The organism is Aliirhizobium smilacinae, assembly GCF_006335145.1.
Lineage (GTDB): Bacteria > Pseudomonadota > Alphaproteobacteria > Rhizobiales > Rhizobiaceae > Neorhizobium > Neorhizobium smilacinae.
In genome coordinates this window covers 252914-278232 of the sequence record NZ_VDMN01000002.1, presented here as the reverse complement: position 1 = coordinate 278232, position 25319 = coordinate 252914, and the positions used below count along the sequence as shown (strand labels likewise).

The window sequence follows — 25319 nt, the reverse complement described above, 5'->3', positions numbered from 1 at the left end:
TGCCTGGCACATCGAGGTCTCTCGTGTCGTCAGCCATCCAGCGTGTTTAGAAGGTCATAGATCCTTATAGTCGAAAAATTCGAGCACGTATCGCAGATAGCGTTGGGCAGAACGATCTGATGATTGTGCCGCATGGCACCGCCCATAAACGCAGATCATCGGATCGAATAAGGTAAGGGGTTTATTGTCCCGGCGACCGATCATCGCGTATCGGCCACGGGCTACCGCCTTCACGATCAGCCGTGCCTTAAAAGCTGTCTCCATTACCATTCCTTGCTGACACTTGAGCCGCGCGTACGAGCTGCATTATGCAACCAATAGGCGCCATAACGACGCAGTATTGATTGCCGCATTGTCTTCACCCACGAGAGGTTTACCTTATAATGATAGCGCTAGCATTATGGCGTTTGGAAAGAGTGCGAGGGGCTGCGGGGGAAAGCATCTGCGGGCGGACTCGCTGGAGGGAGATGTCATGAATATCGTGAATGCGTCTCAGACGACGCCTGCTGCGTCTATGGGCAAATTGCTGAAGAAAACGAATGTGCGGTGGACGATCCTCTGCATGCTGTTCGTCGTCACTTCGATCAACTATGCCGACCGAGCTGTCCTGGCTATCGCCGGACCTGCGCTCAGCAAGGAAGTTGGACTGACGCCCGCTGAAATGGGGCTGATTTTTTCAGCTTTCGGCTGGGCTTATGTGGTTGGGCAGCTGCCGGGAGGCTGGCTTCTGGACCGTTTCGGTTCGAAGCTCGTGTATGCCCTCTCGATATTCTTCTGGTCCCTGTTCACGATTCTACAGGGTTTGACAGGGTTCGTCACCGGCGGAGCTGTCGTCATCGTGCTTTTCGCGCTGCGATTCCTCGTCGGTCTAGCCGAGGCGCCCTCGTTTCCGGGCAACAGCCGCATCGTGGCAGCCTGGTTCCCGAGCCACGAACGGGCCACGGCATCCGCCATCTTCAACGCGGCGCAATATTTCGCCACCGTCATCTTCGCGCCGGTCATGGGCTATATTACCCATTATTTCGGCTGGCATTGGGCCTTCGGTTTCATGGGCGGCCTCGGCATCGTGATTGCCGGGATCTGGCTCAAGGTGATCTATAATCCGTCCGAACACCCGCGCATCAACCAGGCTGAGATCGACTACATCTCGTCCGGCGGAGGCTTGGTGAATATGGACAGTCCCGGCAAGAAAGACACGGCCGGTGGCTCACAGATGGGCTATGTGCGCCAGCTGTTTTCCAACCGGATGATGGTTGGCATCTTCATTGGCCAGTTCTGCATCAATGCCATCACCTACTTCTTCCTGACCTGGTTTCCCGTCTATCTGGTACAGCAACGTGGCATGTCGATCCTCAATGCCGGCATCGTCGCCTCCATTCCTGCTATCTGCGGTTTTGCCGGCGGCATTCTCGGCGGCATTATTTCCGACACAATGCTCAAACGCGGCTTTACGTTGACGGTCGCAAGAAAGACCCCGATCGTGCTCGGTATGCTGCTATCGATGACGATGATCGCCTGCAACTATACCGACATCCAGTCAGTCATCATTTTCCTGATGGCACTGGCCTTCTTCGGGAAAGGAATCGGCGCTCTCGGATGGGCGGTGATATCGGACTGTGCACCGAAAGAAATCACCGGCCTGGCTGGCGCCGTGTTCAACATGTGCGGCAACATTGCCTCGATCACGACGCCGATCGTCATCGGCTACATCGTTCAGGCCTCTGGCTCCTTCAACGGCGCACTCGTCTTCGTGGGTGCGAATGCACTGGTGGCTGCCATAAGCTACCTCGTCGTTGTCGGCGACATCAAACGCATGGTCCTCAGGACCTGACAGGCAGCGGACTGTGCGGCGCCTGTGTCCGCGCAGCCCGTCCCAGCCGATTGAAAGGCCGACGTGTTCGGCATCCGAAAGCCATAAATTACAGACAGAGACACTCTCATGATAGAAGCACCACTCTATATCAAGGTCCATGACCGCGACAACGTCGCGATCGTTGTCAACACGCTGGGTCTTCCGGCGGGAACCGTGTTTTCGGATGACCTCGTGTTGAACGAGTTCGTTCCCCAGGGGCACAAGGTTGCACTGACTACCATCGCCGAAGGTGAGGAAATCCTCCGTTACGGCGAAGTGATCGGATATGCCGTGTGCGACATTCAGAAAGGCAGCTGGATTGAAGAATCGCTGGTCAGACTGCCAACGGCCCCGGTTCTCGACACGCTGCCGCTGGCAACTGCGGTGCCTGCTCCCCAGCCGCCGCTCGAAGGTTACACATTCCAGGGATTCCGAAACCCGGATGGGTCAGTGGGTACGAAAAACATCCTCGGCATATCGATGAGTGTCCAGTGTGTTGCCGGCGTGCTCGATATAGCATTGCAGAAGATCAAGAGCGAATTGCTACCGAAATATCCCAACGTCGATGATGTGATCGCGCTCGAACACGTCTATGGTTGCGGCGTCGCGATCAATGCGCCGGAAGCGATCATTCCCATTCGCACACTGCAGAACCTGACCACGAACCCCAATCTGGGCGGAGCAGTCATGGTCGTCAGCCTGGGCTGCGAGAAGCTGCAGCCTGAACGGCTGCTGCCTAACGGCCATTCTGCATCGATCGTCACCCTGCAGGACGAGAAGCATACCGGCTTCGGTGCGATGATTTCCTCGATCATGGAGATGGCAGAAATCCGCCTGACCGAACTGAACCGGCGCAGGCGCGAGACGTGTCCCGCCTCGGATTTGGTCGTCGGCATGCAGTGCGGCGGTTCGGACGCGTTTTCGGGAGTTACCGCAAACCCGGCACTCGGCGTCGCAGCCGATCTTCTCGTGCGTGCCGGTGCCACTGTAATGTTCTCGGAAGTTACCGAGGTTCGTGATGCGATCCATCTGCTGACGCCACGAGCTACCAACGAGGAAGTCGGGCGAGCATTGATCCGTGAAATGGACTGGTACGACAAATATCTTGCAGCCGGTCAATCGGATCGCAGCGCCAACCCGACGCCTGGCAACAAAAAAGGCGGCCTTGCCAATATCGTGGAAAAGGCCCTGGGCTCGATCGCTAAGTCCGGATCGAGCGCCATCGCGGGTGTTCTGTCGCCTGGTGAAAAAGCGGTACAGAAGGGACTGATCTACGCCGCGACACCGGCAAGCGATTTCATCTGCGGCACGCTGCAGGCTGCATCCGGCTGCAATGTCGAGATTTTCACTACGGGTCGCGGAACGCCCTACGGCCTGGCCGTCGTGCCGGTGATCAAGGTCTCGACACGCACAGACCTGGCTCGACGCTGGCACGATCTCATCGACTTCGACGCAGGCAGGATCGCAACCGGCGATATGACACTGGAACAGGCGGGCATGGAGATCCTGCAGCTTATTCTCGACGTAGCGAGCGGCGAGAAGCAGGTCTGTGCGGATCGGTGGCAGATCCGCAACTCCATGGCGCTTTTCAATCCGGCCCCGGTGACCTGATCTGCCGTCTCCGTTGCGGCAACATCAGTCATGGGTCGATCGACCAGATTTGAATTATGGGAACGTTGCCTGGCAGGTTGCGTGGCCTCCGGCAGCTCCCTGTCAGATCATCAGGTGCTGCCACGCCCGATGACGCTAAAGCCTATATCGACGATCTTTTCGATCTCGCGCTCTTCGATCCGCGCCAATACCATTTCGGCGGCACGAAGGCCAATGGCGCTGCGATCTATATGCACGGTTGACAGGGCTGGAAAAGTGTAAGGAGCAAATTCCAGATCGCCGAAGCCGATCACGGCAAGGTCCGCGGGGACGGACATGCCACGCGTCTGCGCTTCCGTCAGCACGCTATGGGCAAGAACGTCCGAGCTGCAGAACACCACTTCGGGAAGTTCGCCTGCATCCAGAATCTCTATGATGCCGGCCCGGCCTTTCTTGAAGTTGCCGGGTGACGTGATCGTTGCGATACGCACATCGGTGATGTCACGTTCTGCCAGCGTCGCGAGAAAAGCCGACTTGCGTATATTCGCCCGCTCGTCCTCGGTCGAGATCATGCCGAACCGGCGGTAACCTTTGTCATGAAGGTATTCGGCGACCGTGCGTCCCACCTTTTCATGAGAAAAGCCGACCAGCATGTCGATCGGTGTCGGCGTGTAGTCCCAGGTTTCGACAACGGGGATTCGGGCTGCGAGAAGGCGGCTGCGCGTGGTGCGCGAATGATTGACGCCTGTCAGGAAAATCGCATCGGGCTGGCGCGAAAGCACAGCAGCAATAAGGCCGTCTTCATTCTCCGCACGGAAGCCCGAGAGGCCGAGCATGACTTTGTATCCCGCCGTATCCAATCGGTCGGTGAATTTTTCAATCACCTCGGCGAACATAGAGTTGCTGATGATCGGCACCATCGCGGCGACGAGGCGGCTTTTCTTCGAAGCCAGGCCTCCGGCCAGAAGATTGGGCACATAGCCGGTTCGCCTTATGGCGGCCTGTATGGCTTCGAGTTTCTGCGGCTTTACCATTTCCGGACGGTTGAGCGCGCGCGAGACGGTGATTGGCGAAACGCCTGCAAGTTTTGCCACTTCCTGCAAAGTTATGGCGCCGGAGGACCTGGGCTTACGCAGTTTTTTTGGGGGAGGGGCGTGCGTCGACAATGTGTGCGTATCTCATTCTGCAATCGGGGAACGATAACAGATGATGCCATCTCTTACAAATTGAGCCAAAGCCCGAGCGGTTCCTCCGAACGACGAATTGCCGCACAGAAGAGAGCTAGGCAAACGTCTTAAAACCAAGAATGATAGCGGTATCAGGAATATATGGAGGACGGCGCTGCTGGTACTTCCTGAGAACAATCCACACGAGAATGCGTCGAAGATCTTAAAGGAAGAAAGACATGAATCTTGGTTTCATCGGTTTGGGGATCATGGGGACGCCGATGGCGGGTCATTTGCAGGCTGCGGGCCATGCTCTTTTTGTCAACAGTATCGGCGCAGTTGCCGAAAGTCTGACGTCTGGCGGCGCCATTGTCTGCGCCTCGGGCAGGCAGGTGGCCGAACAATCCGAGATCATCTTCGTCATGGTGCCCGATACGCCGGATGTGGAGAAGGTTCTGTTTTCGGAAGGCGGTGTGGCCGAGGGCCTGTCGCCCGGCAAGATCGTCGTCGACATGAGCTCGATTTCGCCGGTCGCCACCAAGGAATTCGCCAAAAAGATCGCAGCGCTGGGCTGCGATTATCTCGACGCCCCGGTATCCGGCGGTGAGGTGGGCGCCAAGGCGGCGTCGCTGACGATCATGGTCGGCGGCCCGGATGCGGCCTTTGCCAAGGTGAAGCCGCTGTTCGAGCTGATGGGCAAGAACATCACGCTCGTCGGTGGCAATGGCGACGGTCAGACGACCAAGGTCGCCAACCAGATTATCGTTGCGCTGACCATCGAGGCCGTTGGCGAGGCCCTGCTTCTGGCCGCCCGAGCCGGCGCCGATCCGGCACGGGTGCGCGAGGCGCTGATGGGCGGCTTTGCCAATTCCCGCATTCTGGAAGTCCATGGCGACCGCATGGTCAAGCGTAGCTTTGAGCCGGGCTTCCGCATCGCCCTGCACCAGAAGGATTTGAACCTCGCGCTGTCGACTGCCCGTTCGCTCGGCCTGTCCTTGCCCAATACCGCAACCGCTCAGGAATTGTTCAACGCCTGCGCTGCCAATGGCGGTTCGGCCTGGGATCACTCCGGCATGGTCAAGGCACTCGAGCTGATGGCCAATTTCGAAATCGGCCAGGTGCCGAAGGCCTGATTGAGGAAGGGATGGGCCTGATGGCTGTCGCACCGAAAGACCTGCTTCGACACATGTTCGATGCCGCAATCGGCGCCGCCCAACCGGCCCGTTGCGTGCCGGCCAACCTGCCCGAGCCGCCGAAAGGGCGGCTCGTGGTGATCGGCGCCGGCAAGGCATCGGCTGCGATGGCGAGAGCCCTCGAAGATGCCTGGACCGGCGACCTGTCGGGCCTGGTGGTCACCCGTTACGGGTATGCCGTCGCCTGTGACCGGATCGAAATCGTCGAGGCGGCCCATCCCGTGCCCGACGCGGCAGGCCTGAATGCCGCCAACCGCATCCTCGGCCTCGTCGCCGGCCTCAAGCCCGACGACCTAGTGCTCTGCCTGATCTCGGGCGGCGGTTCGGCACTTTTGCCGCTGCCGCTCGACGGCCTGACATTGGAAGACAAGCAGGCCGTCAACCGGGCGCTGTTGAAATCCGGCGCGACGATTTCGGAGATGAACACCGTGCGCCGGCATCTGTCGGCGATCAAGGGCGGACGGCTCGCCGCCGCTTGCCACCCGGCAAAGGTCATATCGCTGCTGATTTCCGACGTGCCGGGCGACAACCCGATGGATATCGCCTCCGGCCCGACGGTCGCCGACCCGACCACATGCGACGATGCCCTGGCAATCATCCGCCGCTACGGCATCGAGGTCCCTGAGACTGTAATCGAGATCCTTGAAAGCGGACGGGGAGAAAGCATCAAGCCTTACGACCCACGGATCGCCGATTGCGAGGTCCGCATGATCGCCACGCCGCAAATGGCGCTTGAGGCAGCGGCCGAGCTCGCAAGGCAGGCCGGATACACGCCCTTCATCCTGGGTGACGCCATCGAGGGTGAGGCGCTGGATGCCGGCAAGGTGATGGCCGGCATCGCCCGCCAGGTCACGGTGCGCGGCCAGCCGTTCACGCCACCCTGCGTGCTGTTGTCCGGTGGTGAAACCACCGTCACGGTCCGCGGCAACGGGCGTGGCGGACGCAATGTCGAGTTCCTTCTGTCGCTCGCCATTGCACTGGATGGAATGCCCGGCGTTTCGGCGCTTGCCGGCGATACGGACGGGGTGGACGGAATCGAGGAAATCGCCGGTGCGACTTTCGATCCGGACACGCTGACCAAGGCCTGGGGCCTTGGATCGAACCCCAATGACTGCCTGGCCGCCAATGACGGCCACGGCTTTTTCGAAGCCCTTGGAGAGAGCGTCGTGACCGGCCCGACGCTCACCAATGTCAACGACTTCAGGGCGATCTTGATTGAGGCGGCCGGACACGCGCCGGCGACCGACGACTGACAGACCGAGCCGGCGCGTGTCCGGCAAAACGAGAGAGGATAAGGGAGAGACAATGTCCATTCATGTGCCGTACACGGCCTTCCCAAACAAGTTCCGGCAGGATCTTCTGGCCGGCAAAACACTGATCGGATGCTGGAGCGCGCTCGGCAGCCCGATCACCACCGAAGTGCTCGGCCTTGCCGGTTTCGACTGGCTGCTGATGGATCTCGAACATGCGCCCAACGACATCCTGTCGCTGATCCCGCAATTGATGGCGCTGAAGGATTCATCGTCTGCGCCGGTGGTGCGGCCGCAATGGAACGACACGGTGCTGATCAAGCGCCTGCTCGATGCCGGCGTCTATAACTTCCTCGTCCCCTTCGTGCAGACTGTCGAGGAAGCCAAGGCTGCGGTCGCCGCAACCCGTTATCCGCCGGAAGGTGTACGCGGCGTGTCCGTCGCCCAGCGCTCCAACCATTACGGCACCGTCACCGACTACATGAAGGTGATCAACGACAACGTCACGGTCGTGGTGCAGATCGAAAACGGCGCAGGCGTCGAGGCCGCCGAAGCGATTGCCGCCACCAAGGGCGTCGATGGCCTGTTCGTCGGTCCCTCGGATCTTGCCGCCGCCTGCGGTTATCTGGGCAATGCCGGCCATCCCGAAGTCCAGGCCGCGATAAAGTCCGTCTTTGCCGCCGCCAAGGCGCAGGGCAAGCCATCCGGCATCCTCGCCCCCGTCGAGGCCGATGCCCGCCGTTATCTCGACATGGGCGCCACCTTCGTCGCCGTCGGCTCCGACCTCGGTGTCTTCAAGGGAGCGACGCAGGCGCTGAAAGACAAGTACCTGTAGGTTCGCCGGAAACGTCGCCTTTGTCATCGCGGGGGCTAGGTGAGTGCGATGGTTGAGGCAGGTCACGATGATTGGTGAGGTCGTGTCCCGTCTCCAAGGCGACACCCGGAGTTTCAGTTACCTGGTGACCCCGTCATTGTTGCGGAGTCACCACCTTCATACAATCGGTCAATTGGTGAGTTTATACATTCTGATCATCTAGAAATTAGGCGAGGTCTTCGCTGAAGTGTTTCACGGCCTCCAGCCGGGATATGTTGACGGCGGTTTCACGGTTCAGGCGTTTGAGGCCGGCAGCGCGGTCGATTTATCTGATCCCTGTAAAAATCCATCGCCAAGCGTTACGCCTCCTGCGTTTCAGTCTTACCAAAGCGTGATACCGGATATCCCCAAGCGCAATTGACTTATTGCAATTCGGCGGGCAAAAGATGATGAAATTTGTCATCAAATGATCGAAGGGAGGCGATCTCACGAAGGACGAGCGATCGTTTTCATGAGTTGCAGCCCCCTCGAACATGACGCATTTGCAGCGGACCAAGCGCCTACCGCACGTCAAAACGGGAAACGTCTCGGCCTTATCGCCGCCGCCATCGTCCTCGTTTTCGTCATCTGCCTGAGTCTCGCGATCGGTGCGCGCACTATTCCTGTCATTGATGTCGCTTCATCATTGTTTGGCGGCAACGTCAGCATAGACAGCGAAACCATCTGGTCGCTGCGCCTGCCGCGCACGCTGCTCGGCCTCATGGCCGGCATTGCCTTTGCGCTGTCAGGCGCGCTGATGCAGGCGCTTACCCGCAATCCGCTCGCCGATCCCGGCATTCTCGGCATCAATGCGGGAGCCGCCTTCGCGATGGTGGCAGCGATCGGCCTTTTCGGCATCTCGCATCCCCTTTCGCTGATCTGGTTCGCTTTCGCCGGCACCGGACTTGCAGCGATCGGTGTTTATGCTGCCGCCATGGGCGGCCGCGCCGGTGCCACGCCATTGCGGCTGACGCTCGCCGGTGTCGCCATAGGCTCCGTGCTGCGCGGCCTCACGTCGACACTGATCTTTCTCGATCCCAACACGTTCGATCATATGCTGAACTGGGAAGTAGGCTCGCTGGCCATCACCGGCTACGACAATCTTGTCTACACTGCCCCCTTCGTCGTCATCGGCGTTCTTCTTGCCCTTATCTGCGCGCCCGTTCTCAACGTCGTTGCCCTTGGAGACGATCAGGCCCGTTCGCTCGGCGCAGGTCTCCGCAGTGCGCGCATCATGGTCGTGCTGGCGGTGATGTTACTGACGGGCGCGGCGACCGCTGCCGCCGGCCCGCTTGGTTTTCTTGGTCTGATGGTTCCTTATGTCGCCCGCTGGATCGGCGGCAGCGACCAGCGCTGGATCTTTGCCTATACGCTTATCTTGGCGCCGATCGTGCTTCTGACCGCCGATATCGTCGGCCGCCTCAGCATGCGTCCTGCCGAAATACAGGTCGGAATCGTTACCGCCTTTATCGGTGCTCCGGTGCTGATCTGGCTGGTACGCGCCAGAAAGGTAACGGCGCTATGAGCCTGCATCCGTCCTTCATCCGCCGGCGCTTTACCATTCGTGCGCTCGGCGGACGTATCGGTTTTTCGATCGACAAACGGCTCCTGCTGGCGTGCTCTGTCCTTTTCACACTCGCCGCCGCAGTCTTGATGGCCGCTCTGGTCAGCGGGCAATTACGGATACCGGTCATGGATGTGATCGACGTGCTGATTGGAAATGGCCAACGCCGTACCCGGCTGGTCGTTCTCGAATGGCGCTTGCCGCGGGCGGTGGCAGCTGCTTTGTTCGGCGCTCTGCTTGGTCTCGGTGGCGCCGTCTTCCAGTCGATCACGCGCAATCCGCTCGGCAGTCCCGATGTCGTCGGGTTCGATGCCGGCGCCTATACCGGTGCCATCCTCGCCATCACCTTTGCCGGCGGCGGCTGGCTTATCTTGGCCGGCAGCGCCATTGCCGGCGGTCTTCTTACCGCACTTGCCGTTTACCTGCTGACATGGCGCAATGGCATTCAGGGGTTTCAGCTGATCGTCGTCGGCATCGGCGTCAGCGCCATGTTGACCTCCGCCAATCACTGGATACTGCTCAAATCCACGCTTTCAACTGCAATGGCGGCCAACACATGGGGCATGGGAACGCTGGCCAAGGTGAACAGCCAGCAATTGATGCCGATCCTGTGGCTGGCTGTGCCAGTCATCGTCTGCGCACTGTTTCTATCGCGCCCGCTCAGGCTGATGGAAATGGGTGACGCCCGCGCCCGCGCACTGGGCATCAAGGTGGAAACGGTTCGCTTGTCGCTGATGGCGCTTGCCATCGTCGCGACCGCGCTGGTCACAGCCATAGCCGGTCCCATTCCCTTCGTGGCGCTCGCAGCCCCACCGATTGCCCATGTCATCACGCGTACGGCCGGCACGTCACTCGCCGCATCGATGGCGACCGGTGCCCTTCTTCTCTCCGCCGCAGACTATGCCGCCCAGCATGGTTTCGCACCTATTCAGCTGCCGGTCGGCGTGGTGACGTTATGCATCGGCGGCACCTATTTTCTCTGGCTGATCATTAAGGAGGCACGCCGCACGTGACCCCGCAAGCCGCCCCCCGCCTCGAAGCACAGGCCATCGAACTCGCCTATGGCAAGTCGGTCGTCGCGCAGGACCTTACCGTCACGGTACCTTCAGGTTCCTTCACGGCCATCGTCGGCCCGAATGCCTGCGGAAAGTCTACACTGCTGCAGGCTCTTTCGAGATTGCTGGCACCGGGTCGCGGCTCGGTATTGCTCGACGGTCGCGCAATCTCGGAAATTCCAGCCAAGCAATTTGCCCGCCAGGTCGGCTTGATGCCGCAAAGCTCAATCGCACCGGATGGTATCACCGTCACCGAACTGGTCGCCTGTGGCCGTTATCCGCATCAAAACCTGCTGCGCCAATGGAGCCGCGCCGACGAACTGGCGGTCGCCGCCGCCATCGAAGCCACCGGGATGAATGAACTTGCGGACCGCCGGGTCAGCGAGTTGTCGGGCGGCCAGCGGCAGCGCGCCTGGATTGCAATGGTTCTTGCCCAGGAAACGCCGCTTCTCCTGCTCGACGAGCCGACCACATTCCTCGACATCGCCCATCAAATGGAGCTGATGCTACTCCTGGAAAAGCTCAACCGCGAGCGCGGTTATACTATTGCCGCCGTGCTGCATGATCTCAATCAGGCCTGCCGGCACGCCACCCACATGATCGCCATGCGCGGCGGCCATGCCGTTGCAGAGGGACGCCCGGGTGACATCGTTACCGAGGCGCTGGTGCGCGACGTGTTTGGCCTCGACAGTATGATCATTGCCGACCCCGTGTTTGGAACACCGTTGGTGGTACCGCGCGGCCTGCACGACAACTCCCCAAAACCGACACCCACATTCTGACGAAAGGATAACGACCTTGTCCCTGCATCTGACGCGCCGCGAGATGATCGCCGCATCGCTTGTGTTCGCCGCAAGCCCCGTACTCGCCCAGGAAACGATCACGGTAACAGACGCCATCGGCTCCGTAGAAATCCCGAAAATTGCCAAGCGTATCGTCGTGACAGACGGCGATGATGTGCTGCAGCCGACGGTCGCGCTCGGAATCAAGCCGGTCGGCGCCTCCCGTCCGAATTTCACCGGCGGTTTCGCCAAGGGTGTTGTAGAGCGGCTGCCTGCCGATATCGGCTATATCGGCACTTCAGGCGAACCAAACTACGAGGCCGTTCTGACGATGGAACCGGACCTCATCCTGATGAGCAATGACGACCTTCCCGACCAGCAGGGCATGTATGATCGCTACAGCCAGATAGCGCCGACCGTCCTTATCGACGTGCGCCCGGCAGAATGGCGCAAGACGCTGACGACGGTCGCCGATGTCACCGGTCGCCAGACCGAGGCACAGGAACTGCTTGATCGTTACGACCAGCGCGCCAAACAGGTCCGGGACGCTATCGGCAGCAAGATAGGCACTGCAACCATCGCCCGCGTGCGCACCAATCTGGTGCGCTACATGCTTCAGGATACGTCCTTCACCTGGAGCGTTCTGAAGGATCTCGGCTTCAAGGCGCCTCCACAGCAGGATGTCACCGGCAACGACGGCTTCATCAACATCAGTCTGGAACGACTGGATCTGCTGGAAGCGGACATGATCCTGTTGCTTGAAGACGAAGGCGCCAAGGGCGCGGGGGCGATGAGCGAGAAGCTGAGAACTCTGCCGACATTCGCCAATCTGCGCGGAGAAAAGGTCGAACTGCCATCGGCCGACTATCTCTTTGGCAACATCCTGACGGCGTTCAATCTGCTCGACATGCTGGAAGCTAAGTTCAAGGCATAGTTCATCATCAATCGACGCGGGCCGTCGCGGCCCGCGTTGCTGCTCCCGATTTCTGTGCGCGATCGCCGCGGATGATAGCCTGCGTCGAACGTCGGCTCGCTCTTGCCGGCATGGGGATGGCGGCGAAAGAATGATTTCGTATCATCGGGAACGGAGTGGCCAGCGGTTTGAGGCCTATCCAAAGCAGGTTACGCCATTCGTCACTAGACAAAATGTACGTTACCAGCGCGGCACACGCCGTTCGTAGGCTGGGTCGAACAGCTTCATATAAGCGGTATCATCCCGCTCCTTCATCGCAGTTTTTTCATACAGGGATGCGAGATCAGCGAGTTTTTGCCGGTCAAGCGATACGCCAAGGCCAGGTTGCTTGAGCACATCCAGCTTGCCGTCTCGGAATGTGAAGGGAGATCCCTCGACTACGTCAACGCCGGTCCAGGGATAATGGGTGTCGCAGTCGAAGCTAAGGTTCGGCGTGGCTGCTGCAACATGCGTCATCGCCGCAAGAGTGATGCCGAGATGCGAGTTCGAATGCATGGAGACGCCAAGCCCCAATGTCTCGCATATCTTGCCGAGATGGGTCGAGGCGCGTAGTCCGCCCCAGTAATGATGATCGGACAGGACGATCTGCACCGCCTGTCTGCGGAAGGCTTCGGCGATCTGGTCGAATTCCAGCACGATCATATTCGTGGCGAGCGGGATAGAAGTAGCGGCTGCAACCTGCGCCATCTGATCCATACCGATGACCGGATCCTCGAGATATTCCAGAACGTTTTCGAGCTTGCGCGCGATGTGAATAGCGGTCTCGACCGTCCAGCCGCCATTGGGGTCGATACGCAGCGGGTGATCCGGAAAGGCCTCCCTAAGCTTCAGCATCGTCTCTATTTCGAGATCCGGATGCAGCACGCCGCCTTTGAGTTTCAGCGATCGGAAGCCGTAGTTGTCCACCATCTTGTAGGCTTCCTCAACCATCTGGTCGGGAGTGAGCACTTCGCCCCACTCGTCCGGTGCTTCGCCGATGTGAGCGGCAAACTTGAAGAAGAGATAGGCGCTGAACGGAACATTGGAGCGAACCGCTCCACCAAGCAGGTCTGAAACCGGTCGTCCGAGTAGCTTACCCTGAATGTCCATGCAAGGGACCTCGAAGCCTGAAGCAACCACATCCGTTAGCTTGTGATCGGCTACCGCCGATTTGGCATTGATGCCGCCGCCACCAGGCAATGCGGCAATCACGCGAGATTTCAATTCGTGGAGATGGAAAGGGTCGAGTCCGACCAACGCCGGCGCCGCACGGCGCAAGCCATCCAGCGCCTTGATGCTTCCATAACTTTCACCCAGACCGACAGTCCCGTCGTCGCAGATAACTTCGATCACTGTCCGCAAGGCATAAGGTTGGTGTACGCCCTTGCAATTCAATAGCGGCTTGTCCGGGATTGCCACGGGCGTGAGGTGGATTTCAGCGATACGCATCAAGAAACTCCTTGTCGCCACCAATTGCGTGCTGCGATCAGCGCGTCTTCCAGAGGTGGCAGTTCGGGATGCCAATGGCGCTCCCATTCGAGGCTGAGGGGGATGTGTCGTTCATTCTGTCGAAGAAGTGAGATCAGTTCAGCCATGGGAAAATCGCCATCGCCGGGCAGCACGTAGTGTCGGCGTCCATCACCATCGACCGTGCTGTCCTTGACGTGCAGATGGACAATGTTTCGGGCGATACGATCCCAGACTGAAGTGGGATCAGCACCACGGGACCATGTGTGATGCGTGTCCCATAATATTTGCGCAGTCGGCACAAGCTCGACGAGTGCGACAAGCTGCTCGACATCGGTTAGGGTATTGTGGGTCTCGATCATAAGGTCGAAATCAAATCCTGATGACTGCCGCGTAGCCTGCCAGTCATCGATAATATCCGCTGCACGTTTCATATCGTCGGCGCCCAACTGCTTGCCCCCGTCGAAGATACGCAGATGAGCGGCACCTGCCGCCTCCGCCCACGGAATGAACGGCTCGATGGCTGCAAGGTCGGTGCTTTCGAACAGCTTGATGGATGTATTGAGGGCAGCAATTCTGAGATTGCGCCCGGCCAGAAATGCTGCAAGCCCGGCAGGATTTTCAAATTCGGCAGCCAATGCCGAAATCAGGTCGATAGTGCCGGATAATGTTCGTAGTTCAACCGCAGCGATATCATGTCGATCCGCCAAATCGGCGACTTCATGCAGGCTCATTTCCGAGCAGCCGAGTGTCGAAAAGCAATAGTCGAACGCGCTCATGCTACACGCTCCAGATCCTGCTTCATCACAGGGTGAAGTGGAGAAATGCCGGCGACAAATCGTTCGATTTCGGTGATGGCAAGGTCGGACAGCGCTCGCAGCTCGTTGCCCAGCGCACCGGCGATATGCGGGGTGAGCACGACGTTCGGCAGATCATAGAACGGGCTATCAGTCGGTAATGGCTCCGGCTCTGGAGTATCGATAAGGATACGCAGCCGGCCGGATTGCGCTTCCGCAAGCAAGGCGTCGTGGTCGACAAGCCAGCCGCGCGCCGTGTTGATGAAGATTGCATGATCCGCCATCAGCGCCAACTCGTGTGCGCCGATCATATGACGGGTTTCAGGCAGGATAGGCGCGTGCAGCGAAACAACATCGGACCATGCGAGAAGTTGGTGCAGCTCCATTTTCGTTGTGCCGAGGGTTGTCGCTTCGTCTGATGAAAGGAAGGGATCGTAAACCGCGATCTCGAATGTGCCGCGTGCGAGCATGTCGATAACCAGGCGGCCGATGCGGGAGGCGCCGACAATGCCGATCCGGCGGGCATGATTGCCGAGATGGGGCTGGTTCATGCCGCGGCGGCTGCCGAAGCCACCTGTGCCGCGCTCTGTCCGGTGCGCGTCGCGCAGCCGGAAAACATTCTTGCCGCACATGATGATTGCTGCATAGGTGAACTCAGCCACAGGTACGGCCATGGCGGATGCCGCCGTGGTGACGAGAATATTGGATGTTTCCCAGAATTCCGTGGGCGTAACGGTTCGCACGGAGGACGCCGCATAGGCGACCATCTTGAGTTTCTTCGCGTGCGCAAGACGCGCTTTCGTCAGGGATGGCGTGCCCCAGGCCGCCAACAGGATATCGGCCTCGGCCAGGGCTTTTCCGCCCTCGACGGTATCGAAATCCGTATAGGGAAAACCTGGAATGACATCTGTTACCGCGTTCAACCGCGCCCATTCGCGCGGGCCGAAGAAACCTTCGGGAAGTTCGCTGCGCATGGCGATCAGCAATTTCGGTTTGCTGGTGTTCATGCGCGCACCGGGCTCGAAACGGGGCGGACGTCAATGCGCGACACGTCGATCCCGAGCGGTCTCGAACCGGGTCGCAGAATGACGTCGAGATAAAGTTCAGGTTCCGTATCGCCGGGGCGAAGTTTGAGGGGAGGGGTTCGCAATGCACCCTTCCATTCAGTGTCAGGGAAGGGGAAAATTGTGCCGTCGTCTGCACGGAACGGGCCGAGCGCGATTGTTTCTTGCCCTTCGGGAGCAACGTCATTTAACCGTAGTGTTATGCCGAAAACACCTTCGTGTGCAGGCACGTCGATATCGCAGATCGCTTCCACCCAGACACCGACGCCAGGATGAACCAGCTTTCCGCCGAGACGATGGCTTTGCTGTTCGCCTTCCGTCGTCGTTCGAGCGCTAAGATCCGATGCCAGATTGCCCAGCGGGTTGTTCACGGGGTCGAAGCGATCGTCTCTCGCCAAGATGCGTTCCGACGCGCGAGGCACGATCGTTCCGAGATAGTCTGCCAGCAGCTTTCCAACGGCAAAACCACCCTGCACGGAAAAATGGGTCCCGTCGTTGGAATAACCGGCATAGGGCTCGCCGAATTCGCTCTGCGGATCGAGCCAGGCGGAATTCCAGTCGAAAACATGGCAATTAGCATGGCTGGCTGCGAATTCGATGCTTTGACGGTTGATCCAATGCGCCTTTGCCCGTTCCGCGCCGCCAGCGGGCCATTTTTCGATGCCGCGGGCGAGGATCGGTAGCAGGATGACGGTCTTGCCGGCGGCGAGCAAAGCCAAGGCGATCCTTGCTCGCGTACCGGCAATCGTCTGTCGGGTCTCCACCATCATGTCGTTGGTGCCGGCATCGACGACGATCAGGTCGAAATTCGATTGCAGCAAATGCGGCAGCCGCCGTTCTATCTCGATCGCCTTCTGCCCGGACACTCCGAAATTGAGGCCGGAGAAAAAGCGGCTGACGCCTGGCCGGTTACCGGGCTCCCAGCCGTGCGGGGCGGATGGGTCGTGGTGCACAGGGCAGGAGAGCCTGCCGTGTGACAAGACCTCGGCCCAGCTCATCCAGCCGCGTGCCGAAGTCGCCAGCGAAGTCTCGTTACCGATGTGGTTCTGCTGGACGAGTGAAGTGCCGAGAACGGCAATCCGGCTCGCCCTTGGGTGAGATACAGACATGTTCATACCGGGATATCAGGAGTACAGGACGCCGCCGTTGATGTCGTAGCAGGCTCCGGTGATATAGGCGGCGTCGCCCGATGCGAGGAAGGCCACCAGACCGGCAACATCTTCGCTCACACCTTCTCGCTTCAGCGATGTGGCTCCGGCCACCCGCTCGCGCACCTCAGGTTTGGTGAAGGTGTCATGGAAGGTCGTCGAGATCATGCCGGGGCAAACGGCATTGACGCGGATATCCGGGCCGACCTCTTTGCTGAGCCCGCGGGTAAAGGTCATCACTGCCCCCTTGGACGTCGCATAGGCGATCGCGCCGGGTCCGCCGCCATCACGACCGGCCTGCGACGAAAAGGTGACGATTGCCCCGCCTTTTGCCATCTTCGGTAGCGCAGCCTTGGTTGTCAGGAAAAGCGAGGTCAGATTGACGTTGAGGACCTGATGCCAGAAGGCCTCATCCATATCCGCAATCGTCTTGCGCGCGATCATGCCGCCAGCCACGTGGACGAGGCCATGGATGGCGCCGAACTTGTCGGTTGCGGCAGAAATTGCGGCCTCGACTTCGGCTGCATTCGTCAGGTCAGCCTTGATTGCCAAAGCGGAGCGGCCGAGTTTGTCGATGTCTGCCACCGCTGCAGCGGCGCCTTCTGCCGCACCGTTATAGGTGAGCACGACATTGGCGCCTTCCTGCGCAAAACGAACCGCGCATGCCCGGCCGATATCACGGCCTGCACCGGCGACGACAATAGTCTTGTTGGTAAAACGTTGCATTTGAAAACCTCGCATTGGTTAGAATTGTTTCGGCAGAGAAAGCTTGAAACGCTCGTCGTCGACATCGCTGAAATAGATGTCAGTCGAAAACCCCTGATCGTCGATGAAGCTGAAGATCCGCTTCGGTTCGGTCAGGCTGTAGGGCACGAGAAGGGTCACGAGGCGATGTCTGGCGGCGGCGGGAACCGTGGCGCAGACATGGTGATGTATTTCGAGTCCCTCGTATTCCTTCGGCTCGATTTCTGGAAAGCCTTCAACGGCGGTGATCTGCGGATTGCCGGCGGAGGAGAAGACGAACTGGCCGTAAAAGCCTGCCTTTTTACCGTTGTAGCGAAAGCTTGAACGCCCGGTCTGCGGTGCGCCTGTCGTGTGGCAAAGCCATTGCAGTTCCTGCGGCTCGGCGCATTCCACCTCATCGACAATGACGAAATAGCTGTCGTTGACGAAGTGGATTTCGCGCTCTGCCTTGCGCACCAGCGGGTTTGCCACCTGGTAGGCGGCCGTTGCATCGCCCAGCATGCGTATATGCCCGGGCTTCTCCTCGACGGAAACGATACGGCCCGCAGCGCGTCGCGCCAGCGCCTTGTCCTTCTCCGCATATTGTCCTTTGCCGCCGATCAGGACTGCGTTCTTCGACCGGGTCTGTCGGCGCCAGTTGATGTGCATTTGCGAATTGAAGGCGATGTAATAACCGGACTGGATCGCCAGATCCTCACCATAGGCATAAAGAACAAAAGCGTTCTGGTCGCCATGGCTGTGGCTGAGTGAGCCGTATGGGCTCGATTTGAAGACGAACTGCAGATGCCGGTCCGGATCTTCCATATGTTTCTGGATCGTCACCCAGCCAATATCATCAAAGACGGCAAGTGCGGGCAGGTCTGCGGGCGAGGCGGCTTCCACCTGCGGGTAGTCGTGACGGTAGACAAGATCATCGAAATTCAGATCCCACCAGCCGTAATTGTAGAAGGCCATCTCGGTTCCGGCCGCATCCTGCTTGATGCGGTCGAAATACCATTGATAGTGACCGTTGCCGGTGACGCCCGCGAACTGGCGGACATTGTAGCCCACCTTCAGTCCGGGCAGGTCACCCATGGTGGAATCGTCCCCGAAATTGGCGCGGCGGGTGCCGGGCGCCTTGGTATAAAGGGGGAACCGGCCAGTGTTCTGGAAGAAAGGCCGCTGGTAGAGGTCATAGCCGATATAGGAGCGGATCAGGTTAGCGGCCTCGATGAGATAGGCCATGCCGGTCATCCAGTAATGTGGACCCTCCGCCCAGCCACCATCCGTTCCCGCCCAGGGGGAATAGAGTGTGGCCAGGAACTCGACGGTATAATCGAGCCATTCGCCGGCATCATCGCTTTCGCCCATAAGGGAAATGCAGGCGGGCGTGAGCACTGCAGACAACGAGCGCACCGCGTGGCTGTCATAGGGGAACAGGTGAATGCGCGCATGGGCAATCACATGGTCTGCGACTTCACGCGTACGGCGCAGCAGAACTGTTCGAACGGTCTCCCGTTCATCCTCGCTCAGATGGTCGTAGAGCCAGTCGTATCCCCATGCCAGAGCGACGACGACGCGGAAACCGGCCTCGTCATTATAGGCGCGAGAGGTTGCTCCATTTGGATCCCATGCGGCAACCGAAAGCAGCCAGTCGCGTGAGGCATCGAGGAGATCCTCCCGCCCTAGAACGCGGCCGGCAATTGCCAGATGGCGGATAGCATAGATCGCCTCCTGGCAATCGATATACATTTGTCGCCAGAGCGTCGCGACGCGGACGTTGTTGGGATAGGGCTGCGGTTCCGGCATGATCGGCCGGTCGAGCCAAGGCTTTACGGATTTCTCGAAGAATTCGGACCATCCGCAATGGTTCGGGTCTGCCGCCACGGCTTGCGAAAACGCTTTCAGTTGCTCGGGGTTGAGCCAAAGCCGCGGATGGCTCGTATGGGCCGCGGCATGGCGGGCCGTTCTGCCGGGCAAAGGCGTTTCCGGCAACGCAGCGGTGATCTCGAAAATGCGCACTGCACTCCAGTTCGACAGGGGCTTTGCGGCGTTCTGGTCCCAGAGCGCATAACTCCAATGATAATTGCCTTTCGGCAGCGTTTCATCCGGGGTGAAGAAATTCCACGCGAGGTCTTCGAATGTACGCGTCTTTGCACTGGCAAATTCGGCATCGGTCGAGATGCGCAACACGTAGCGCGCACCGTCATCGATATCGGGAAGCCAGGAAAAACGCGGCGGGTTTTCGGTGGGCGGGGTTTGCTCGCTCGGCACGTAGCCAATGGTCAAGGAACCCGGTCGGGGCTCATCGAGATGAGCTTGTCTGGTGATGGCCGAGGCAGAGGGACGCATTGCGCTCTAACTCCTGTAAAAAAATCAAAAGGGAAAAGGATGGCGGCGACAGGGCCGCCATCACGATCGAAGGATTATTGGGCCGCCTTGTACTGGCGGTCATAGGCCGACTGCATCATCTTGATGACCTCGTCGTAGCCGAGAGCCGTCAGTCGCTTCTTGTAGGCATCCCAGCCTGTATTGACGTCCTGGGCGCCAAGCACCCAAGTCTGCTGCATCTCGGTCATGTAGGTGAGAAGGCTCGGCCAGTAGCGGTCGAAGGTCGCCTTCTCTTCGGCGTTCAATGAAACGCCCATGAACTCGTCCTTGAGGCAGTTGCACTTGTCGTAGAGATCGATGCCATCAAGTGCGATCTTGTTGGTCCATTGGCGCTCGTACTCATAGTCCATCCAGTATCCGCGCGGGACCTGTGCGCCCACCGCCCATAGCTGGGCGTTGACCGGATCCTTGTTGTCCAACACTTCCTTTTTGAACTGCGGCTTGCCATCGACCATCTCGAAGGTCTTTCCCTCGACACCGAAATTCGACAGCAGGCGCCCCTGCTGGGAGAACCAGAAATCGAAATACTTGATCGTTTCGACGGGATGTTCGTTGGTGGCCGAGATCGCCCATCCGACGGGCTGAACGCGCAGTCGGCGGGAATCCTCGAACCGCTGGCCGGACGCCGTCTTCGGCGGCAGCATGGGCTTCAGCGCAAAACCTTCGATCTTTGGCGACAAGGCGTCGTTATAGGTCGAGGTGCTGGCAAACCAGTCATGGGTCATGCCGCCGAGATTGTTGCCCAGAAGATATTCGCGCGAACGGGCGCCGCGAGTGAAGATCTCCTTGTCGATCAGGCCTTCCTTGTACCACTTGGCGACATTCGAAATGCCGGTCTTGTAGTTCTCCTCGGCCCAGGGGTGACGGAGCTGCCCGTCATAGACGGCGAAGTCGCCATATCGCTCGGACCCGGAAACGCGTGCGTCCCACAGATTGATGAGGCGGACGGCATCGATTTCCTCGCGGGCAAAATACGGAACTTCGTCCTTCTTGCCGTTGCCGTTGGGATCCTTGTCGCGGAAAGCCTTGAGAACCTCGTAGACCTCTTCAGGCGTTTCCGGCTGTTTCAGGCCGAGTTTATCGAGCCAGTCCTGGCGGATGAACCAGCCGCGAGAGTATTTTCCATCCGGGACATAGGGGATGAAGTAGAGCTTGCCGTCCGGTCCGGAAATTGCGTTGCGGATGTCCTTATGGCTGTCGAAGAACGCCTTGAGGTTCGGGGCGTTTTCCTCGATCAAGTCGTCGAGCGGGATGAAAGCACCTTCCAGCCCGTAGCGGATGAAGTCCTCCTTCAATCCGCCATTGGCATCGCCGCCGACGATGTCCGGAAGATCGCCCGATGCGATCAACAGGTTGAAGGCATCGCGGCTGCTCGTGGTCGCCAGTGACGCGACGTTGCGCACGTGGATATTGGTAATCTCTGCGGCCTTCTGCTCCACGGGCCACTTTTCCGAATAGACGTATTTGTCGCGGAAGTGGAAATGGATCGTCAGTTCCAGAGGGTCTTCGGATATCTTGCCGGCATCCTGTGCGGAGGCGGGCAAGGCCATTGTCATGGCTGTCATCAACGCCAGAAGGGGCGCGCCTTTTCGCAGTGTTCTCACAGGTTCTCCTCCCATGTGCAGCTACTCTTTCACTCCGCCCAGCAGAATTCCCTTGGTGAAATATCTCTGTGCGTAGGGGTAAATGATGAGGACGGGGATGATCGACGCGATCATGATCGCGGAGGTAACCGTCTCGAACGAATAGTGGGCCGTCAGCAAGCTCGAGGCGAATTCGTCGTTCGAATTGAGATCGACGATCACGCGCTTGAGATAGACCTGCAACGGGATCTTCTCTTCGCCGCGCAGCAGAACCATGGCCCAGAAATAGCCATTCCAGCGCGAGACGATACAGAACAGCGCCACGGTGACGATGGCCGGTTTGGAAAGCGGAATGAAGACCTTCCAAAGCAGTTGCAATTCGCTGGCGCCGTCCATCTTGGCGGCTTCCTCGAAGGATTTCGGTACCGCCTCGAAGAAATTGCGCAACAGGATGACATTGAAGGCACTGGCCGCGAAGCCGATGATGATGCCGAAACGGCTGTCGAGCAGTCCGAGATCCCGCATGTTCAGGAAGAACGGGATCATGCCGGCATGGAACCAGAGCGTGAAGGCGATCGCGATATTGAAGAAGGTGCGGCCGCGCAGACGTTTGCGCGACAGCGCATAGGCGCCAGGGATCATGATCAGCAGGCTCATGAACGTGCCGCCGAATGTGTAGATGAAGGTGTTGCCGTAGGCGACCCAGAACATCCTGTCGGACAACACATGCTCGTAGGCCGCAAGCGTGACATCGACCGGCCAGAACGTTACCCGGCCGGCAGTGACAGCCGCACCGGACGACAGCGAGACCGCGGCCACATAGATGAACGGATAAAGCGTCGACAGGACGAACAGGCTCAAGAGAATGGCGTTGGCCCAGCCAAAGATCTTGTCGCCACGGGAATAGAGATTGAAACTTGCCATCTTCAGCTCCTCACCAAAGCGACGTCGACGAGACTCTTCGGCTGATACGATTGGCCGAATAGACAAGGACGAAAGCGATAACCGCATTGAACAGGCCTGCAGCCGTTGCCAGGTCGTACTGGGTACCCTGCAGGCCGGTGCGGTAGATGAATGTCGAGACGACGTCGGCCGACTCATAGGTGGATGGGCGATAGAGAAGGATGATGTATTCGAAACCGACCTCGACCAAATTGCCGATGCGGATGATCAGCATGATCACAATCGTGGGCAGGATACAGGGCAGCGTAATTCGCCACATCATCTGCCACCGCGAGGCACCATCGACCCGTGCGGATTCGTAGAGCGTCGGGCTGACGCCGGCGATGGCCGCAAGATATACGATCGACTCGAAGCCCGACTCTTTCCAGACCGACGAACCGATAAAGATCGGTCGGAACCACTCGGGTTGGGTCAGGAAGTAGATCGACTCCAGACCTAAACTTTTAAGGAAGAGATTGACGATGCCGATGGAGGGCGAAAGGAAGTTGATGACGATGCCCGCAACGATGACCACCGAAATGAAATGCGGCAGATAAACGATCGTCTGCGCCCAGCGACGTGCAGCCTCGTTCTGAACTTCGTTGAACATCAGTGCGAGAATGATCGGCACGGGAAACGCAAAGATCAGTCCGAGGCCGCTGATGGTGATCGTGTTCCAGAAGGCGCGGATGAACATGTCATTCTGGAAAAGCTCGGCGAAGTTCGCAAAGCCGACCCATGGGCTTTTTTCGATGCCGCGGAAAATCGAAAAATCCTGGAAAGCGATAACCAGCCCGTACATCGGCTTGTAGAGAAACAGCGCGAACCAGATGGCCATCGGCGCAAGCAGGAGATAGAGCTGCCAGTCGCGGCGCATATCTCCCCACAGATCATGCAGGCGTTCCTGATAAGTCTGTTTCATGACCGCGCCCCGCCTGCGGTCTTGAGTGAACGGCCGGTTGTCGCGTCAAAGATCTGGATGCGTGTCGTGTCGATGCCGAGCTGGGTGACGCCGTTGAGGGCATGATCGGCGTAGAGTGTTTCTGCCTTGGCAATAAAGGATTGGCCATCCGCCTTGCCATGAAGCAGAGCCTCGGCGCCGAGGGGCTCCACGAGATCGATGCTGCAGTTCAGCACTTCACGGCCATCGCCGGTTTTAACCGACATGATTTCCGGGCGTAGGCCGAGCTTGACTGTCTGCCCCTCTGTGGCGCCCTTCGCAAAGGCATCGGGAATGGTGAAGCGCTGTCCGGCATTACCGCCAAGTATCGCGCTGACAATGCCATCCCGCTTTTCGATTACCGCATCGAGAAGGTTCATCGGCGGTGAGCCTATGAAGCTGGCGACGAACGTATTTGCCGGTTCGAGAAACACTTCCATCGGCGAGCCGACCTGCTCGATATTGCCGCCATTCATGATGACGATCCGGTCGGCAAGCGTCATTGCCTCGACCTGGTCGTGGGTCACGTAAACGCTGGTGGCCTGCATGCGCTTGTGGAGCAGCTTGATCTCGGCGCGCATATGGGTGCGCAGCTTGGCATCGAGATTGGAGAGCGGCTCATCGAAGAGGAAAATCTTGGGGCGACGGACGATGGCGCGACCCATGGCCACGCGCTGGCGCTGGCCGCCGGAAAGGTCTGCAGGCTTGCGGGCCAGATATTCCGTCAGGCTCAAAATCTGGGCAGCTTCCGCGACGGCCTTGTCGATCACGTCCCGTTTCTCGCCTCGAACCCGCAGGCCAAAGGCAATGTTTTCCGCTACGTTGAGGTGCGGGTAGAGAGCATAATTCTGAAAGACCATCGCAACGTCGCGGTCTTTCGGAGCGACCTTGTTGACCACCCGGCCATCGATCGAGACCGTGCCGTCGGAGATATCTTCCAGTCCGGCAAGCATGCGCAACGTCGTGGACTTTCCGCATCCCGAAGGCCCGACGAGCACCACGAATTCCTGCGGCTGGATGGAAAGATTGATGCCATGGACAACTTCGAGAGCACCGTAGCGCTTGACGACGTCGTTGATTTGAACTGCAGACATGTAAGGCCCCTCCTCAAAAGCCTTGAATGTTACGTCAGTCGGGGGCCTTGGCTCCTCGTGACACGCGCTTCCTCGTGACGCGCGTGTTTACCTGTTCGATGAAGGTCCAGATTTTCGGGTTCTTGGAGAGTTCTGCGATCTTGGATTCAAGCGATCCCAGATGGCGCTGAATGGCTTCGCGCGCTGCCTCCACATTGCCGGACTCGATCGCGTTGACGATCGCTTCGTGTTCTTCGATCACCTTTTCGGTGCGACGGACCGCAAAAACGCGCTTTAGGTGGCGCATGCGGTCCATTTCGCCTTTTGCTTGGTTGACGACGCTCCAGGCTCCGGGCAGGCGGGCCGCTGCGAAGATCGTGCGGTGAAATTCTTCGTCCAGCAGAAAGAAGTCCGTAAACTCCTCGTCGTCGGCCGCGGTGCGCTGCTGTGAAAGACAGGTTTTGAGGCGGGCGATATCCTCAAGCGAATGCCGCTTCGTTGCCTCTATGACGGCGCCTTCTTCCAGCTTGAAACGGATGAAACAGGCTTCCATGTAACGCTGCACGTCGATTGGCGAAATATAGGTACCGCCCTGCGGTACGACCGTGACGAAACCTTCTTCTGCAAGGCGGATAATCGCTTCACGCACCGGCGTCTTGCTGACATGCAGAAGTGCCGCGATTTCCTTTTCCGAAAGCGCACGCCCTGGAAGCAGCTTTACCTCGACAATCAATTTGCGAAGCAGCGCATGGATCCGGTTTGTCATGTTTCCATCGGCCGGCAAATCTCGCGGGGTCACGAGATCGAATAGCGGCAGCGATGGAAATTCAAGTGGATTAGACATATCAATTGCCATACTGAGATATCAGAATTGAACTTGACATATCTGTTGTATTTTTGAGAGTCAAGCTTATGGCGTGCAGCAAATGTGTGA

21 protein-coding genes are annotated in these 25319 nt (G+C 58.9%); 9 read left to right on the top strand and 12 right to left on the bottom strand.

Annotated features, from left to right (window positions below):
* The first annotated feature begins 472 nt into the window (after window positions 1-472).
* Both FHP24_RS12160 and garD read left to right on the top strand, forming a co-directional pair.
* The gene (locus FHP24_RS12160; protein ID WP_180355979.1) at window positions 473-1831 is read left to right on the top strand and encodes an MFS transporter; all 1359 of its coding nucleotides are present in this window, start codon (window positions 473-475) and stop codon (window positions 1829-1831) included.
* 108 nt (window positions 1832-1939) lie between these two features.
* Window positions 1940-3463: a galactarate dehydratase gene (gene garD / locus FHP24_RS12155; RefSeq protein ID WP_139676464.1), complete on the top strand. Its 1524-nt coding sequence runs from the start codon at window positions 1940-1942 to the stop codon at window positions 3461-3463.
* Window positions 3464-3573: 110 nt separating this feature from the next.
* Here the strand turns inward: garD and FHP24_RS12150 are convergent, their stop codons facing one another.
* Window positions 3574-4536 carry a LacI family DNA-binding transcriptional regulator gene (locus FHP24_RS12150; protein ID WP_246091717.1) on the bottom strand — a complete coding sequence of 321 codons (963 nt, stop codon included), beginning with the start codon at window positions 4534-4536 and terminating at the stop codon, window positions 3574-3576.
* 311 nt (window positions 4537-4847) lie between these two features.
* Between FHP24_RS12150 and glxR the strand changes: the two genes are divergently transcribed.
* From glxR to FHP24_RS12115, 7 genes are all read left to right on the top strand, one after another.
* On the top strand, window positions 4848-5741 hold the full coding sequence (gene glxR, locus FHP24_RS12145) for a 2-hydroxy-3-oxopropionate reductase (RefSeq protein WP_139676462.1): 894 nt from the start codon (window positions 4848-4850) through the stop codon (window positions 5739-5741).
* 20 nt (window positions 5742-5761) lie between these two features.
* Window positions 5762-7054: a glycerate kinase type-2 family protein gene (locus tag FHP24_RS12140; protein ID WP_139676461.1), complete on the top strand. Its 1293-nt coding sequence runs from the start codon at window positions 5762-5764 to the stop codon at window positions 7052-7054.
* A 52-nt stretch (window positions 7055-7106) separates the two neighbouring features.
* Window positions 7107-7886, top strand: a complete 780-nt coding sequence (gene garL / locus FHP24_RS12135) for a 2-dehydro-3-deoxyglucarate aldolase (protein WP_139676460.1) — start codon at window positions 7107-7109, stop codon at window positions 7884-7886.
* Between the two features lie 490 nt (window positions 7887-8376).
* Window positions 8377-9429, top strand: coding sequence for a FecCD family ABC transporter permease (locus FHP24_RS12130; RefSeq protein ID WP_139676459.1), 1053 nt, complete (start codon window positions 8377-8379; stop codon window positions 9427-9429).
* Window positions 9426-10481, top strand: a complete 1056-nt coding sequence (locus tag FHP24_RS12125) for a FecCD family ABC transporter permease (RefSeq protein ID WP_139676458.1) — start codon at window positions 9426-9428, stop codon at window positions 10479-10481. Before FHP24_RS12130 ends, FHP24_RS12125 begins: the two co-directional genes overlap by 4 nt.
* Window positions 10478-11305, top strand: coding sequence for an ABC transporter ATP-binding protein (locus tag FHP24_RS12120; RefSeq protein ID WP_139676457.1), 828 nt, complete (start codon window positions 10478-10480; stop codon window positions 11303-11305). Before FHP24_RS12125 ends, FHP24_RS12120 begins: the two co-directional genes overlap by 4 nt.
* A 16-nt stretch (window positions 11306-11321) precedes the next feature.
* The gene (locus FHP24_RS12115; protein WP_139676456.1) at window positions 11322-12239 is read left to right on the top strand and encodes an iron-siderophore ABC transporter substrate-binding protein; all 918 of its coding nucleotides are present in this window, start codon (window positions 11322-11324) and stop codon (window positions 12237-12239) included.
* Between the two features lie 219 nt (window positions 12240-12458).
* Here the strand turns inward: FHP24_RS12115 and FHP24_RS12110 are convergent, their stop codons facing one another.
* The 11 genes from FHP24_RS12110 to FHP24_RS12060 form a co-directional block, all read right to left on the bottom strand.
* Window positions 12459-13706, bottom strand: coding sequence for a glucarate dehydratase family protein (locus tag FHP24_RS12110; RefSeq protein ID WP_139676455.1), 1248 nt, complete (start codon window positions 13704-13706; stop codon window positions 12459-12461).
* Window positions 13706-14503 carry a sugar phosphate isomerase/epimerase family protein gene (locus FHP24_RS12105; protein WP_139676454.1) on the bottom strand — a complete coding sequence of 266 codons (798 nt, stop codon included), beginning with the start codon at window positions 14501-14503 and terminating at the stop codon, window positions 13706-13708. Before FHP24_RS12105 ends, FHP24_RS12110 begins: the two co-directional genes overlap by 1 nt.
* A complete protein-coding gene (locus FHP24_RS12100) occupies window positions 14500-15528 on the bottom strand; it encodes a hydroxyacid dehydrogenase (RefSeq protein WP_246091716.1) in 1029 nt (342 codons plus the stop codon). Before FHP24_RS12100 ends, FHP24_RS12105 begins: the two co-directional genes overlap by 4 nt.
* Window positions 15525-16694, bottom strand: coding sequence for an SGNH/GDSL hydrolase family protein (locus tag FHP24_RS12095; protein WP_139676453.1), 1170 nt, complete (start codon window positions 16692-16694; stop codon window positions 15525-15527). The genes FHP24_RS12100 and FHP24_RS12095 overlap by 4 nt, the downstream gene beginning before the upstream one ends.
* 15 nt (window positions 16695-16709) lie before the next feature.
* A complete protein-coding gene (locus tag FHP24_RS12090; RefSeq protein WP_139676452.1) occupies window positions 16710-17459 on the bottom strand; it encodes an SDR family NAD(P)-dependent oxidoreductase in 750 nt (249 codons plus the stop codon).
* Window positions 17460-17477: 18 nt separating this feature from the next.
* Window positions 17478-19808, bottom strand: a complete 2331-nt coding sequence (locus tag FHP24_RS12085) for an alginate lyase (RefSeq protein WP_139676451.1) — start codon at window positions 19806-19808, stop codon at window positions 17478-17480.
* A 74-nt stretch (window positions 19809-19882) separates the two neighbouring features.
* Window positions 19883-21412, bottom strand: a complete 1530-nt coding sequence (locus FHP24_RS12080; protein ID WP_139676947.1) for an extracellular solute-binding protein — start codon at window positions 21410-21412, stop codon at window positions 19883-19885.
* Between the two features lie 60 nt (window positions 21413-21472).
* Window positions 21473-22354 (bottom strand): carbohydrate ABC transporter permease, encoded by an 882-nt coding sequence (locus tag FHP24_RS12075; RefSeq protein ID WP_112458693.1) that lies wholly within the window; start codon window positions 22352-22354, stop codon window positions 21473-21475.
* 10 nt (window positions 22355-22364) lie between these two features.
* Window positions 22365-23294 (bottom strand): ABC transporter permease, encoded by a 930-nt coding sequence (locus FHP24_RS12070; protein ID WP_139676450.1) that lies wholly within the window; start codon window positions 23292-23294, stop codon window positions 22365-22367.
* Complete coding sequence (locus FHP24_RS12065; protein ID WP_139676449.1) at window positions 23291-24406, bottom strand: ABC transporter ATP-binding protein; 1116 nt, start codon at window positions 24404-24406, stop codon at window positions 23291-23293. Before FHP24_RS12065 ends, FHP24_RS12070 begins: the two co-directional genes overlap by 4 nt.
* A gap of 34 nt (window positions 24407-24440) precedes the next feature.
* Entirely contained in the window at window positions 24441-25151 is a 711-nt protein-coding gene (locus FHP24_RS12060; RefSeq protein ID WP_112458696.1) for a GntR family transcriptional regulator, read from the bottom strand.
* Window positions 25152-25319 lie beyond the last annotated feature (168 nt).